Origin of the sequence: Micromonospora sp. NPDC047707, from assembly GCF_040704235.1 — a bacterium.
In the GTDB taxonomy this organism is placed as follows: Bacteria; Actinomycetota; Actinomycetes; order Mycobacteriales; family Micromonosporaceae; genus Micromonospora.
This window is the reverse complement of record NZ_JBEYSU010000008.1, coordinates 134,988-148,492: the sequence shown is the minus strand read 5'-3', so window position 1 is coordinate 148,492 and position 13,505 is coordinate 134,988. Positions and strand designations below refer to the sequence as shown.

The window sequence follows — 13,505 nt, the reverse complement described above, 5'->3', positions numbered from 1 at the left end:
CGTACCCACCCCACCACCTCGCACAGGACAGGAGAACGATGTATCCCATCGCACGTCGCTGCCTCGCGGCCGCCACCGGCCTCGCGCTGCTGGCCGGCGCCTCGGCCTGCGCCGACGACGCCCAACGGGCGGCCGACAACGTCCCGGGCGTCACCGACACCGAGATCCTGATCGGCACCCACCAACCCCTCACCGGCCCGGCCGCTCCCGGGTACTCCCGAATCTCCGCCGCCACCAAGGCGTACTTCGAGCACGTCAACAGCAAGGGCGGGGTGAACGGCCGGAAGATCGTCTACAAGGTGATGGACGACGGCTACAACCCCGCCAACACCGAGAACGTCGTCCGAAAGCTCGTCCTCGACGACAAGGTCTTCGCGCTCCTCGGCGGCCTGGGCACCCCCACCCACACCAACGTGCTGGAGTTCGTGAAGGCCCAGAAGGTGCCGGACCTCTTCGTCTCCTCCGGCAGCCGCACCTGGAACCAGCCCGACAGGTACCCGACCACCTTCGGCTGGCAGCCGGACTACACGGTGGAGGGCAAGATCCTCGCCACGTTCGTGAAGAAGGAGTTCCCAAGCCGGAAGGTGTGCCACTTCGGGCAGAACGACGACTTCGGGCGCGACTCCCTCGCCGGTGTCGAGAAGATCCTCGGCCCGGTGGCGGCCAAGCAGACCTACACCACCACGAACCAGCAGGTCGGGCCGGCGATCGGCGCCCTGAAGGCAGCCGGCTGCGAGGTGGTCGTCGCCGCTACCATTCCCGGCTTCACCGCGCTCGCCATGGGTCAGGCCGCCGCCCAGGGCTTCAAGGCCCAGTGGATCGTGTCCAACGTGGGCGCCGACTACACCACGCTCTCGACGCAGCTCGGCGACAAGAAGGCGATCCTGGAGGGCATGATCGCCGACAACTACCTGCCGATGGCCGGCGACGCGAACGATCCCTGGATCCGGGCGTTCCGGAAGATCCACGAGCACTACAACGCCGCCAACCCGCTCGACGGCAACGCGATCTACGGCTACTCGATGGCGTACACCTTCGTGCAGGCGCTGCTCACCGCCGGCCCGGACCTCACGCGCGAGAAGCTGGTCGAGGCGGTGCAGAAGGGCGGGTTCCGGGGGCCCGGCGTGACCCCCTTCCGGTACACCAGGTTCGTCCACGCCGGCTACAGCGGCGTCCGGCTGACCAGGGTGCAGAACGGAGTGCAGGCCTACTTCGGTCCGACCTACCTCACCGACGACGGCGAGGAGCAGGTCAGGGAGTTCCCCGAGCCGCCGGTCACACCACCGGCCGACGCCATTCCGACGTCCTGACCACGACCGTCGGTCGTCGGCCGGCGGAGCGATCGGGTACGGGCCGCCACGGCGCTGTGGCGGCCCGTTCCGTCCAGGCCGTCCCGCCGGGGCGCGGCGTCGGGGCCGGCAGGTCGGGCGGTGGCCGAAACGTGGACGCAACCGATGAGGCCACCGATCCGCGTACGGTGTCCCCAGGGGGGATCGACGTGAAATGTTGGATTTGCGGCCGGTGGTGGCCACTGCCGTGGGCGTGCCGACGGTGCCGCCGCGAACGGCGCACGATGCGCCGCGACTACCTCCGCGCGGCGGCGCCCCAGGACGCCCTGTCCACCATGGCCCGTCCGACCGAGCACGACCGGTAGCCCTGCTCAGCCGGCACCGCCGAACCACCGAGGCAACTGGCCGAGCAGGTCCGGCTGATCGGCGCCGACCCACGCCACGTGGCCGTCCGGCCGCAGCAGCACCGCGGGCACGTCCAGGTCCGCACTGACGTCGACGACGTGGTCGACCCGGTCTGCCCAGCCGTCCACCGAGAGCCGGCCGGTCTGGTCGAGCAGCAGGCCGCGACCGGTGTGCATCAGCGCGTAGAGGTGGCCCCGCTGCAGGCGCACGTCGCGCAGCCGCCGGCCGAGGAGGTCATGTCCCGCACCGAAGTCGTAGCGGACCCCGATTGCGATGATCTTCTCGATCAGGTGCCGGTGCACCTCCTCGAAGTCCATCAGCTCCGACACCAGCCGGCGCACCGCCTGGGGACCCGGCTCGGTGGACATCAGGTGCATCTGCGCGCGGGTGTTGTCGAGGACGTCGGCCGCCACCGGGCGCCGTTCGGTGTGGTAGCTGTCCAGCAGCCCCTCCGGGGCCCAGCCGTTGACCTCGGCGGCCAGTTTCCAACCGAGGTTGAACGAGTCCTGCAGGCCGAGGTTGAGGCCCTGTCCGCCGGCCGGCGGGTGGATGTGCGCCGCGTCGCCGGCCAGCAGCACCCGGCCGACCCGGTAGCGCTCGGCCAGCCGGGTGGCATCACCGAACCGGGACAGCCAGCGCGGCGAGTGCACGCCGAAGTCGGTGCCGGCGGTGGCCCGCAGCTGCTGCTTGAACTCGTCCAGAGTCGGCGGGACCGTGCGGTCCTCGGCCACCCCCGAGGCGGGCACGACGACGCGGTACATCCCTTCCCCGAGAGGTATGGCGCCGAACCGCAGCTGGGTCCTGCGGACCTCGGCCACCACGGCGGCCACCGTCTCCGGCGCCGCGGCCACCGCCATCTCACCCAGCAGCGTCTCGACCCGGGCGGGCTCGCCGGGGAAGGCGACGCCGAGCAGCTTGCGCACCGTGCTGCGGCCGCCGTCGCAGCCGACGAGGTAGCGCGAGCGCAACCGGGTGCCGTCGGCCAGCTCGACGGTCACCCCGTGTTCGTCCTGGCTCAGCCCGACCAGTTCGCAGCCGCGGCGGATCTCGACGCCGAGCTCGGTGGCCCGCTCGGCCAGCAGGCGATCGGTGATGGTCTGCGGGATGGCCAGGACGTACGGATGCGCGGTGTCCAGCCGGTCCGGCTGCGGCTTGTTGATGCCGGCGAAGAAGCCACCGACCGGGTACTGCTGACCGTGCGCGAGGAACCGGTCCAGCAGACCGCGTTGGGCCATCACCTCGATGCTGCGTGCGTGCAGGCCGAGCGCCCGCACCACCCTGGTCGGCTCCGCGTCCTTCTCCAGCACGAGCGCGGGCACGCCGTGCAGCCGCAGCTCGGTGGCGAGCATGAGGCCGGTCGGTCCGCCCCCGGCAATGATCACGTCAAACATGAACCGCCCAATTCGAGCCGTCAGGTCAGGTCGAGTTGCACCGTGGCGATCTCCCAGGCCCGCAGCGGCAGCCGGACCAGGCCGTCACCGTCCACGGTAACCGGTTCGCCGGCCCGGCCGAGCAGGTCCGCCCGCCACGCCGCGCGGATGGTCGCGCCGCCGAGCACGGCGGTGGTGTCCACCGGAGTCTGGGCCACCAGCCGCACCTCGGTGCGGCCGGCGCGGTCCCGCACGCTGGTCAGCGCGACGCCGGGACCGTCGACGGACAACCCGCTCGTCGCTGCCGGCAGGGCGGTGCCCGGGTCGGCCGCGCCGGCGAAGGCCAGCAGCTCGTGCCGGTACGCCTCGGCCGCCGCCAGCACCCCGGCCCCGTGCCAGGCACCCCGGTACGGCAGCACCGCCAGCTCGACGGTGCGGGCGCCGCGGCACTGCGCCTCGGGGGTGGGCAGCTGCGGACCGGCCGGCTCGTCGCGCAGGGCGTGCCGGTTGCGGGACAGCATCCCGATCGCGCGCAGCAACGTGACCGCCAGTTCGTGGCCGGAGTCGGTCAGCTCGTACTCGGTGGGCTGGGTCAGCAGCACCGCCAGCGCCCCGTCCGGTGCGCCGGCGGCGACGAACCCGCTGGCGGGGAAGGTGGGCAGCGGCACCTCACCACCGCCGCCCTCCGCGGTCAGGCCCCGCTCGACCACCGCGAACTGGCCCTCGGCGTAGGAGCTGTCGGCCGGCGACGGCAGCGGCAGGTGCAGCCGGACCCGGTGGTCGTCGCAGCGGTTGTCGAACTCGACGCGCAGCCGGACGAACCGCTCGCCGCAGCGCAGCTCGACCCGGGTGGTGACGGTGATCGGCTCGCGGTCCACGGCGCGGGAGCCGGCGTCGACGTCCGCGGCCACCGGCCACCGGTACTCCCGCACCACGTCCACGACGGCCACCAGCGGCCCGTCGTGGCGCACGGAGGTGCGCACCGCCCGTGGCTTGTCGACGAGTTCGTCGGCGGCCGGCGGGGCGTAGTTGTAGCTGTCGCCCACGTCACCGCCGTCCACGATCCGGCCCACTCCGTCCACCGTGACGCCGTCCGGGGTGGTCAGCGTCAGGGTGCCGTCCTCGGCGACATCGACGCGGAGCAGGCCGTTGTCGAGGGCGCGCCCGGCCACCGTCACCGGGGCCGCCGCCGGCTCCCCGGTGGCGGGCAGGGGCACCGGCCGGACCGCGGCGCGGCCCAACGGCGGCACCTCGACGAGAGCGGCGACGGTGGCCCGAGGTTGGGCGAGGATCCGCACCCGCCACCTGTCGCGCGGCCCGGCGGCGGTGAGCGCCGAGCGGACGTCCTCCACGTCGAAGGCGGGGTCGCCGTGCCGGGCCACGTGGAAGGTGAGGGTGGCGTCCTCGGGCGACACGGACCAGGCGGCGACCTCCTGGCCGTAGAGTTCCCGGCCGTGCACCCGGGTGAGCACGGCCGGCAGGTCGGCCGCCGGCACCACGTCGTCGGCGAGCAGCGTACGGCTCCGGTCGAGGACCTGGGCCGCGACGCTGCGGCCGGCCGCGTCGGCCAGGGCCACCGTGCTGTCGGCCGGTGCCGCCACGTTCAGGTGCACCAGCGCGGTGCGGGCCGTCGGGCTGGGGTTGAACACCAGGTGACCGTCCCGGGGCACGGCCGCGGCCAGCCGCGCGCCGACCAGGTCGCAGACCGCCCGGCCGAGCTGGTCGGCCTCGGCGAGGCGGGCGGCGACCTGTTCGGCGGTCTCGTCGCAGCCGCAGCCGGTCACCGAGTCGTGGCAGCTCGCGTCGATCAGCCGGGTCCAGGCCATGTCGAGGAAGCGCTGCACGGACGCGTCGTGGGTCAGCGCGGCGAGCGGTTCGGCGTACCGTTCGACGCGCCGCTCGGCGCGGTTCATCGCCTGCTTGAGGTGGCCGCGGACGGAGATCACGCCGGGCAGGATGTTGGCCCGGGCGTGCGAGCGCAGCTCGCCGCGGACGACCGGCAGGCCGTCGACGGTGGCCGGCTGGGTGGCGAAGTACTCGGTGAGGGTGCCCAGCCGCAGCCGCGTGTCGGCGAGATCGGCGGCGGCGAGCAGGTCGGGGGCGTCCGGTGCCGGTGCCGCGTGGTCGGTGCCGTACATGGCCAGCGCGGGGGTGTCCGCACCCTCGAACCGCCACCCGGCCAGCTTCGTCGCGAGGTCGTCGGCCCGGCGGGTGACCTGCGCGGTGTCGTCCATCAGGCCGGCGGCGTTGCCGTAGCCGCCGGGCAGATACTCCGTCCGGAGGGTGGTGCCGTCGGGTGCCTGCCAGGCGAAGGCGTGACGGCGCATCCGCTCCGGTACGCCGCGGAACACGCAGGCGTGGGCCAGCCCGGCACCGACCAGGATCTGCGGCATCTGGGCGATGTGGCCGAACATGTCGGGCAGGTAGCCGACCGGCATGGCTCCGCCCAGCTCCGCGCTGCGGCTCAGCCCGCGTTCCAGGTTCCGGACGATGTTCTCGCCCGAGCAGAGGAACTCGTCGAGCAGGATCTGCCACGGGCCCACCGCCAGTCGCCCGGCGCGCACCAGGGAGATCACCTGCTCCCGCCGTTCCGGGCGGACCTCCAGGTAGTCGTCGACCGCGGCGAGTTGCCCGTCCAGGGTGAACCGCTGCCGCGGGTCCCGCTCCATCCGGTCGAACACCTCGTCGAGCAGCGCCACCAGCCGCAGCCGGAACCGCTGGAACGGCTCGTACCACTCCCGGTCCCAGTGGGTGTGTGGCACCACGATGATCTCGGTCGGTCGCGTCATCGGCTCGCCGCCTCTCCGCCGATCGCCGCCCCGGTCAGCTCACCGTAGCGGCGTACCACCTGTTGGCTGGTCCGTACGTCGGCCGCGCCCTCGGCGATGCCGGTCAGCGGCGCGGCGGCCGCGGTGACCATCGCGTGGAACGCGACCAGTTCCTGCTCGAACGCCTCGGTCACCGACCGGAACGCGGCCCGTCGCTCGCCGTCGCCGTGGTCGTCGACGACCGTCAGCGTGGTCGGCGCGTTGAGCAGGTACGGCGACGGGAACACGAGCTCCAGCGAGCCGCGGGCGTGGTGCACGGTGACCGTCTCCCGGTAGGCGGGGTAGTCCGGCAGGTTGAGCCACCGGACGCCGTAGCGGGCGCCGCCGGGCAGCCGCCCGCTGATCTCCACCGACGGCTCGGCCGGGCCGTCGGAGGTGAGCGGCCAGGTGGCCACGTGCTCGACGGTGGCCGGTGCGCCGGTGAACAGCCGCAGCAGGGACAGGTCGTGCGAGATGCTGTTGATCAGGATCTGGTAGAGGGTGCGGGCGCCCGGGTCGGCGCCGACGGCGGCGGCGAGCAGTTCCCGGTCGGCGGCGGAGAGCCGGGCCGCCTCCTCGGCCGGCACGTCGCCGGCGGCCGGGGGCAGGTTCGCGAAGCGCAGCTGCCGGTCGCCGCCGGCGTGCAGCACGGTCACCTCGACCGCGTGCACCCGCTCCGCGCCGCCGAGGTGCGCGAGCAGCCGCGCGGCCTCGGCCACCGCCGGGTCGTACTGCTTCATGTAGCCGACCATCAGCGCCGGGGTTCCGGCGGCCAGCTCGGCCAGCCGGGCCGTCTCGGCGATCGTGTAGGCCAGCGGCTTCTCGCAGAGCACGGGCAGCCCGGCGCGCAGCGCCAGCGCCGCCAGCTCGCCGTGCGAGCCGGAGGTGGCCAGCAGCACCGCGTCGCAGCCGCCGTCGGTCACCATCCGGGCCGCGTCGGTGTGGCGGCGGGCCGGCTCGACGCCGTACCGCTGGCCCAGCTCGGTCACCCGCGACGGGGACAGGTCGGCCAGCGCCACGATCTCGAACAGGTCGTCACGGCGTTGCAGCAGCGGCAGGTGCACGGTCCGGGCGATGATGCCCAGCCCGGCCACCGCGATCCGGATCCGCTTGCCCGGCTCGGTCATCGCAGCGCCCCCTCCAGCCACCGGAGGTTGGCGTGCTGGTCGGCGCGGATCCGGTCCAGGTCCCGGCCCTCCTCGGGGCTGTCCTGCTCGATCACCAGCCAGCCGGTGTAGCCGACGTCGTCGAGGCCGGCGAGCACCCCGGCGAGGTCGACGTCGCCGCGGCCCAGGGCGCAGAAGCCGCCGGCGGCGACCACGTCCGGCAGGCCGCCGCCGGCCGCCCGGACCCGGGCGTGGACGGTGAGGTCGGCGTCCTTCAGGTGCACCTGGCCGATCCGCCCGGCCCAGCGGCGTACCGCGGCGACCGGGTCGCCACCGGCCAGCGCCAGGTGCCCGGTGTCCAGGCAGATGGCGATGTCGGTGAGTTCGAGCAACCGGTCGGCCTCCGCCTCGGTCTCCACGTCGGTGCCGAGGTGGTAGTGGAACACCGGTTCCAGGCCGCGGTCGCGGCACCGGCCGGCGGCCTGCCGCACCCGGGCGGCGAAGTCCGGCCAGGCCGCGGCGGGCAGCGCCGACGCCAGGTCGGTCGGGGTGCCGGGGCGGGCCATCCGGGCCGGGTTGCCGGGGCAGGCCAGCGTCGGCCGGGGTACGAAACGCGGGTCGCCGGCCGGCGCGGCGGCGAACACGTCGAGCGCGGCGTCGAGCTGGGCCAGGTCCTCGGCGAAGCCGGCCGCGTCGGCGAAGCGCAGGTCCACCCAGCCGCCGGCCAGCCCGATGCCGGCCGTATCCAGCCGGCGGGTGAGGGTCTCGCCGGTGCCGAGGTAGCCGATCGGGCCGGAGTCCACCCCGGTGTATCCGTCGTCGGCCAGCGCCGCGAGCAGGTCGTCGGGGCCGACGGGTGCGCCGGTGGGCTGGTAGATGCCGTAGTTGACGGGGGCGCCGGCCACCCGTGTGCGTCCGGTCAGCGGCACAGTGCGATCACCTCCATGCGGTGGGACTCCAGGACGTGCAGCCCGTCGCCGGCCGGTAGCAGGCACCGGTCGCCGCGGACCAGCCGGTGTCGGCCGTCCGGGTAGGCCAGCAGCGCGCCGTCGGCGCCGAGCGCCAGCAGCTCGTCGCCGAGCCGCAGCAGCAGCGGCCCGTCGGGGTCGGCGGAGATGGCGGTACGGCCGCCGCGCAGGGCGTCGAGCACCGCGTCCCCGGGTGGGAGGTCGCGATCGGCGAGCAGCCAGGTGGTCGGGGAGCCGGGCAACGCGTCGGCGCCGGGCCGGTGGAAGTCGCTGCCCCCGACGGGTACGACGTCCGCCGCCCACGCCCGCGCCCAGGCCAGCGGGGCCCCCCAGGTGCGGTCCCACCAGCCGGAGTGCCACACCTCGACCAGCGGGGTGCGGTCGGCCAGCGGCTGGCGCCAGGCGCAGTCGCCGCCGAGCGGGTGGTTGACCGACATGAGCCCGCCGTCGCGGCGGGCGGCGGCGAGCCACTCGTCGGGCGGTCGGCGGAAGTCGACCCAGCTCACCGGGCCGAAGACGTTGGCGTGCCCCCGGTCGGTGGTCACCTCCTGGCCGGGCAGCAGGGTGAGGCCGTAGCGCGCCGAGGCGGCCGGCAGCCACGGGTGGTGGCTGACGGTGTTGTGGTCGGTGACGGCGAGGAAGTCCAGGCCGCGGGAGGCGGCGAGCGCGGCGAGCTCGTCGACGGAGTGCACCCCGTCGCTGTGCACCGTGTGCGCGTGGAGGTCACCGGCCAGCCAGCGGCGGCCGTCGACGCCGGGCAGGTCCCGGCGCGGCGGCCGGTCGGGGCGCGGCGGCGCGGCCGGCGGCTCGGGTGCCGGCGGCGGTGTGCCGCTGGTGTCGGCGACGACCTCGTAGTCCAACCCGTCGGGCGGGATGCGGTGCAGCCGCAGCAGCACCTGCCACTCGCCGGGTTCCAGTTCACCGGGCAGGTAGCCGGGGGTGGCCCAGTCGGCGGCGATGGTGTAGCCGTCCCGGGCGCCACCCGACCAGCCGCGGAAGCCGCCCGGGCCGACGCAGCCGAGATCGAGCACCCCGGCCGCACGCGGGTAGTCCAGCCGGACGGTGAGCGCGGCGGTGCCGAGCGCGACGGTGACCGGCAGGGCCCGCATCACGCCGTCGGCGCGGTCCTGCAGGGTCCACCTGCCCCGGTGCGCGACCATGGTCAGCCCTGCACGGTAGCGCCGGCCCGGGGCGCCGGCACGCTCGCCGGTTCGGCGTCGGTGACCAGGTTGCCGTCGCGGTAGAGCAGGGACCGGCCGGGTCGGGGCACCACCCAGCCGGTGTCGCCCGGTTCGGGTTCGCGGCCCTCCGCGACGACGACCTGCACGCTGGCGCCGGCGCTGCCGGTGCCGCTCGCGGCGTCGTCCGCGTCGGCCGGGCCGCCGTCGTCGCCGGCGGTGTCGTCGCTGGGTACGTCCAGGGAGACCAGGGAGACGCTGCCCAGGTTCTCGACGACCACCACCCGCCCGGTGAGCGCGCCGGGGACCGGGGTGGGGGAGTAGTCGAGGTATTCCGGGCGGACCCCGTAGACCAGCCGTTCCCCATCGGTGACCTGGCCGTGGGCGTCGTCGGGCAGCGGCAGCCGGGCCGGGCCCAGGGCCAGTTCGTCGCCCTGGACCCGGGCGTCGAGGAGGTTCATCGGGGTGGAGCCGATGAACCCCGCGACGAAGGTGTTGGCGGGACGGCGGAACACCTCGGTCGGGGTGCCCACCTGGCGGATCCGGCCGCCCTCCATGACCGCGATCCGGTCGGCCAGGGCGAGCGCCTCGGCCTGGTCGTGGGTGACGAAGACGGTGGTGACGCCGAGTTCCCGTTGCAGCCGCTTGAGGAAGGTCCGCGCCTCCAACCGGAGCCGGGCGTCGAGGTTGGACAGCGGCTCGTCGAGCAGGAACACCTGCGGGTGGCAGGCCATCGCCCGGGCGAGCGCCACGCGTTGCTGCTGGCCGCCGGAGAGCTGCCCCGGGCGGCGTTGCAACAGCGTGGACAGGCCGAGTTCGGCGGCGGTCTCGGCGGCCTTGCCGGCGCGCTCACGCCGGTCGACCTTCTTGATCCGCAGCGGGTAGGCGATGTTGTCCTGGACGGTCATGTGCGGGAAGAGCGCGTAGTCCTGGAAGACCATGGCCACGTCCCGCTTTCCCGGCGGCAGGTTGGTGACGTTGCGGTCGCCGATGCGCACGCTGCCGCCGGAGGCGACCTCCAGCCCGGCGATGGTACGCAGCAGCGTGGTCTTGCCGCAGCCGGAGGGGCCGAGCAGGGCGAAGAACTCGCCGTCGGCGATCTCCAGGTCGAGGGCGTCCAGGGCGCGTACCCCGCCGGGGTAGACCTTGGTCAGCTCGCGCATGGTGATGGCGGACATCAGCGCTTGATCCCTCCGTGGAAGCGGAAGCCGTACCGGCTGCTGACGAAGACGAACATGAGCGCCACCGGCAGCGAGTAGAGCAGCGAGAAGGTGGAGAGCAGCCGCAGGTCGGCCTGGCCGCCCTCGGTGTAGAGGGTGTACATGATCACCGCGGCGGGGGCCTTGTCCGGGCCGCGCAGCAGCAGGAACGGCACCAGGAAGTTGCCCCAGACGTTGGCGACCGCCCACACCCCGACGGTGGCCAGGCCGGGGCGGACGACCGGCACCACGATGTGCCGCATGATCTGCAACGGGCTGGCGCCGAAGACCCGGGCGGACTCCTCGTAGGACGTCGGGGTGGAGTCCATGAAGTCCTTGAGGATGAAGATGGCCGCGGGTAGCAGCCCGCCGCTGAGGATCAGGATCACGCCGAGCCGGGAGTCGATCAGGTTGAGCCGGAAGGCCAGCTCGAACAGCGGCACCATGGTCGCGGTGCCGGTGACGATCGACGACAGCAGCAGCAGCCCGTAGAGCAGCGCGTCGCGGCCGGGCACCCGGACCCGGCTCAGCGCGTACGCCGCGAGCGCGGCGAACGTCACCACCAGCGCGGCGGTGCCGCCGGCCAGGTAGACGGAGTTGAGCAGCGAGCTGAGCGCGTACGGGTTGTCCAGCAGGGTGCGGAAGTTGTCCAGGGTGAACTGCGGGAGCGAGGCGGTGACGGTCGGGGTGTCGTCGAACGGGGCGGTGGCCAGCCAGAGCAGCGGCAGTGCGAAGAAGCCGAGGACGGCGCAGAGGAACGTGTAGCGGCCGATCCGGGCGAGCACGTGGCGAACCGCGACGGTGGGCCGCTCGCCGGTCGGATCGGTGGCGGGCGTGGGCCTCGCGGTGGTGACGGTCACGCCGACTCCTTCCGCCGGCCCAGCAGCCGCAGGTAGACCAGGGCGATGACCAGGTTGATCAGCAGCATGATGAACGAGATCGCGGCGCCGAAGCCGAGTTCGCCGCCGGAGAGCGCCACCTTGTAGACGTAGACCGGCAGGATCTCCGAACGTTGTTCGGGGCCGCCGGCGGTGATCAGGAACGGCGCGAAGTCGTTGAACGTCCAGAGGCTGATCAGCAGCAGGTTGGTCAGCACGTGCCCGCGGATGCGGGGGAACACCACGTCGCGCAGCTGCTGCCAGGTCGACGCGCCGGCCAGCCGGGCGGTCTCCAGGTGCGAGCGGGGGACGTTCTCCAGCGCGGCGGCGTAGAGCATCATCGAGAACGCGGTGCCGCGCCAGGTGTTGAAGATGATGATCGACAGCATGGGGTAGTCGAGCAGCCAGGCCATTCCGGGGATGCCGAGCAGCGCGTTGAGCGTGCCGGCGTCCCGGTCGAGCAGCGCGATCCACAGGAAGGCGACCACCGAGCTGGGCAGGATCCAGGAGAGCAGGACGAAACCCTCGACCACGCGGCGCAGCGGGCCGCGGCGGTCGCGCAGCGCGAAGGCGATGGCGAAGCCGAGCCCGGCCTGGCCGATGACGGCCGAGCCGAGGACGAACTGCAGGGTCAGCAGCAGCGAGGTGCGGAACCGATCGTCGCCCAGCGCCTCGGTGTAGTTGTCGAGGCCGACGATCTCCGGGTTGGCCGCGGCGAGGCCGGTCAGCCGGTAGTTGGTGACGCCCAGGTAGATCGTCCAGACGGCCGGCACCACCAGGAAGACCAGGATCAGCACCATGGCGGGGACGAGGAACCCGGTGGCCCGGGCCCGCCCGAGCCCGGCGGCGTCGGGGGCGGGGGAGGCGCCCGTGACCGGGCGCGCTCCCTCGACCATCTCGTCAGGAGGTGACGTTGCCTGCGCCACCGACGATCCCTTCGACCTTCTTCTGGTACGCGCTGGCCGCTTCGTCCACGCTCCTGCCCGCCGTCGCGTCGGCGGTGGCCTCCTGCAACGCCACCGAGACCTGCGGGTAGACCGCCAGCGGCGGCCGGTACGCGGTGATCGGCAGCACCTTCTCGGCGACGAAGTTGAGCATCGGGTCGGCCGCGAGCACCTCCTTGTTCACGTCGGTGCGGGCGGTGATCCGGGTGGCGCCGGCCAGTTCGGCCTTGACCGCCTCCGCCGAGTGCATGAACGACAGCAGCTCCCACGCCTGCGACGGGAACTTCGAGTTGGGGTTGAGCACCCGCACGCCGCCGCCGGACATGCTGACGAAGTCCTGGCCGCGGATGCCCGCGCCGGGCTGCTTGGCGGGGATCATCGCGTAGCCGACGGTGGTGTCCCGGTCGGCCATCTTGGCGATGCCGTCCCTGGGGTTCACCACGCTGCGCCAGAAGTAGTCGCCCTCGGCCAGGATGCCGATCTTGCCGGCGGCGAATTCCGTGAACGACTTGTCCCGTCCCTTCGCCTCCTGCTGGAGCTTCGGGTCGCCCAGGCCGCCACCGTAGACCTTGGTGTAGAAGTCGAGCACGTCCTTGACCGGCTGGCTGGCGCCGGCCCACTTGCCGTCGGCGTAGATCTCGCCGCCGGCGCCGACCAGCAGCGGCAGCGCGCCCTGCATCGAGGTGGCCTCGCCCATCGCGGTGCCGGCGTTGATCTGGATCGGGGTCACCCCGGGCAGCGCCTTCAGCTTGGCGCCGGCGTCGAGGATCTCCTGCCAGCTCTTCGGCTGCCAGTCGGCGGGCAGGCCGGCCTGGGCGAACAGCTTCTTGTTGTAGTAGAGGACCCGGCCGTCGGTGCCGAGCGGGATGCCGTAGCGCTTGTCCTCGAAGCTGCCGAGGCCCTGCACGCTCTCCGGGATCTGCGACCAGCCCTCCCAGGAGTCGACCTGGTCGCCGGCCACCTCCGACAGCGGCTTCAGGTATCCGGCCTGGACGAACTCGCCCACCCAGATGCCGTCCACGGCGATCACGTCGGCGCCGCCCTTGGAGCGCAGGTCCAGGGCCAGCTTGGTCTTGTACTGCTCGTCGTCGACGCCGCTCGGCACGAACGTCACCTTGGCGGTGACGCCCTTGGCCTGCTGCGCCTCGACGAACCGGGGAATGACCCACTTCTCGATCCACTCCGCACCGGCGGCGTTCTTGCCTCCGGCGATCGCGTTGGCGGAGATGGTGAGGGTGATGTTCTTGGCGTCCTTGCCGGCGGGCTCGGACGAGTCGCCGCAGGCGGTGACGGCGAGGGCGACGGCGGTGAACGCGGCGAGCACGCCCGCTGCGTGTCTCGGCTTGGCTGACATGGGCTGT

At 73.3% G+C, this 13,505-nt stretch carries 10 protein-coding genes; 1 reads left to right on the top strand and 9 read right to left on the bottom strand.

Annotation, left to right across the window (positions count from 1 at the left end):
* Nucleotides 1-38 precede the first annotated feature (38 nt).
* The gene (locus AB0873_RS11925) at nt 39-1,310 is read left to right on the top strand and encodes an ABC transporter substrate-binding protein (protein WP_366599668.1); all 1,272 of its coding nucleotides are present in this window, start codon (nt 39-41) and stop codon (nt 1,308-1,310) included.
* A gap of 350 nt (nt 1,311-1,660) precedes the next feature.
* On the opposite strand, the gene rox is transcribed toward AB0873_RS11925, so the two are convergent.
* Genes rox through AB0873_RS11880 form a run of 9 tightly spaced genes read right to left on the bottom strand, consistent with a single transcriptional unit; the run spans nt 1,661 to nt 13,498 of the window.
* A complete protein-coding gene (gene rox, locus AB0873_RS11920) occupies nt 1,661-3,085 on the bottom strand; it encodes a rifampin monooxygenase (RefSeq protein WP_366599667.1) in 1,425 nt (474 codons plus the stop codon).
* A 20-nt stretch (nt 3,086-3,105) separates the two neighbouring features.
* The gene (locus AB0873_RS11915; RefSeq protein WP_366599666.1) at nt 3,106-5,853 is read right to left on the bottom strand and encodes a glycoside hydrolase family 38 C-terminal domain-containing protein; all 2,748 of its coding nucleotides are present in this window, start codon (nt 5,851-5,853) and stop codon (nt 3,106-3,108) included.
* The gene (locus AB0873_RS11910; protein WP_366599665.1) at nt 5,850-6,998 is read right to left on the bottom strand and encodes a Gfo/Idh/MocA family oxidoreductase; all 1,149 of its coding nucleotides are present in this window, start codon (nt 6,996-6,998) and stop codon (nt 5,850-5,852) included. The genes AB0873_RS11915 and AB0873_RS11910 overlap by 4 nt, the downstream gene beginning before the upstream one ends.
* Nucleotides 6,995-7,906 carry a sugar phosphate isomerase/epimerase gene (locus AB0873_RS11905; protein WP_366599663.1) on the bottom strand — a complete coding sequence of 304 codons (912 nt, stop codon included), beginning with the start codon at nt 7,904-7,906 and terminating at the stop codon, nt 6,995-6,997. The genes AB0873_RS11910 and AB0873_RS11905 overlap by 4 nt, the downstream gene beginning before the upstream one ends.
* The gene (locus tag AB0873_RS11900; RefSeq protein ID WP_366599662.1) at nt 7,897-9,105 is read right to left on the bottom strand and encodes a CehA/McbA family metallohydrolase; all 1,209 of its coding nucleotides are present in this window, start codon (nt 9,103-9,105) and stop codon (nt 7,897-7,899) included. The genes AB0873_RS11905 and AB0873_RS11900 overlap by 10 nt, the downstream gene beginning before the upstream one ends.
* Before the next feature lie 2 nt (nt 9,106-9,107).
* The gene (locus AB0873_RS11895; RefSeq protein WP_366599661.1) at nt 9,108-10,301 is read right to left on the bottom strand and encodes an ABC transporter ATP-binding protein; all 1,194 of its coding nucleotides are present in this window, start codon (nt 10,299-10,301) and stop codon (nt 9,108-9,110) included.
* Nucleotides 10,301-11,182: a carbohydrate ABC transporter permease gene (locus AB0873_RS11890; RefSeq protein WP_230688635.1), complete on the bottom strand. Its 882-nt coding sequence runs from the start codon at nt 11,180-11,182 to the stop codon at nt 10,301-10,303. The genes AB0873_RS11895 and AB0873_RS11890 overlap by 1 nt, the downstream gene beginning before the upstream one ends.
* Nucleotides 11,179-12,126 (bottom strand): sugar ABC transporter permease, encoded by a 948-nt coding sequence (locus AB0873_RS11885; protein ID WP_366599660.1) that lies wholly within the window; start codon nt 12,124-12,126, stop codon nt 11,179-11,181. The genes AB0873_RS11890 and AB0873_RS11885 overlap by 4 nt, the downstream gene beginning before the upstream one ends.
* Complete coding sequence (locus AB0873_RS11880; RefSeq protein WP_366599659.1) at nt 12,101-13,498, bottom strand: extracellular solute-binding protein; 1,398 nt, start codon at nt 13,496-13,498, stop codon at nt 12,101-12,103. Before AB0873_RS11880 ends, AB0873_RS11885 begins: the two co-directional genes overlap by 26 nt.
* Nucleotides 13,499-13,505: the final 7 nt, after the last annotated feature.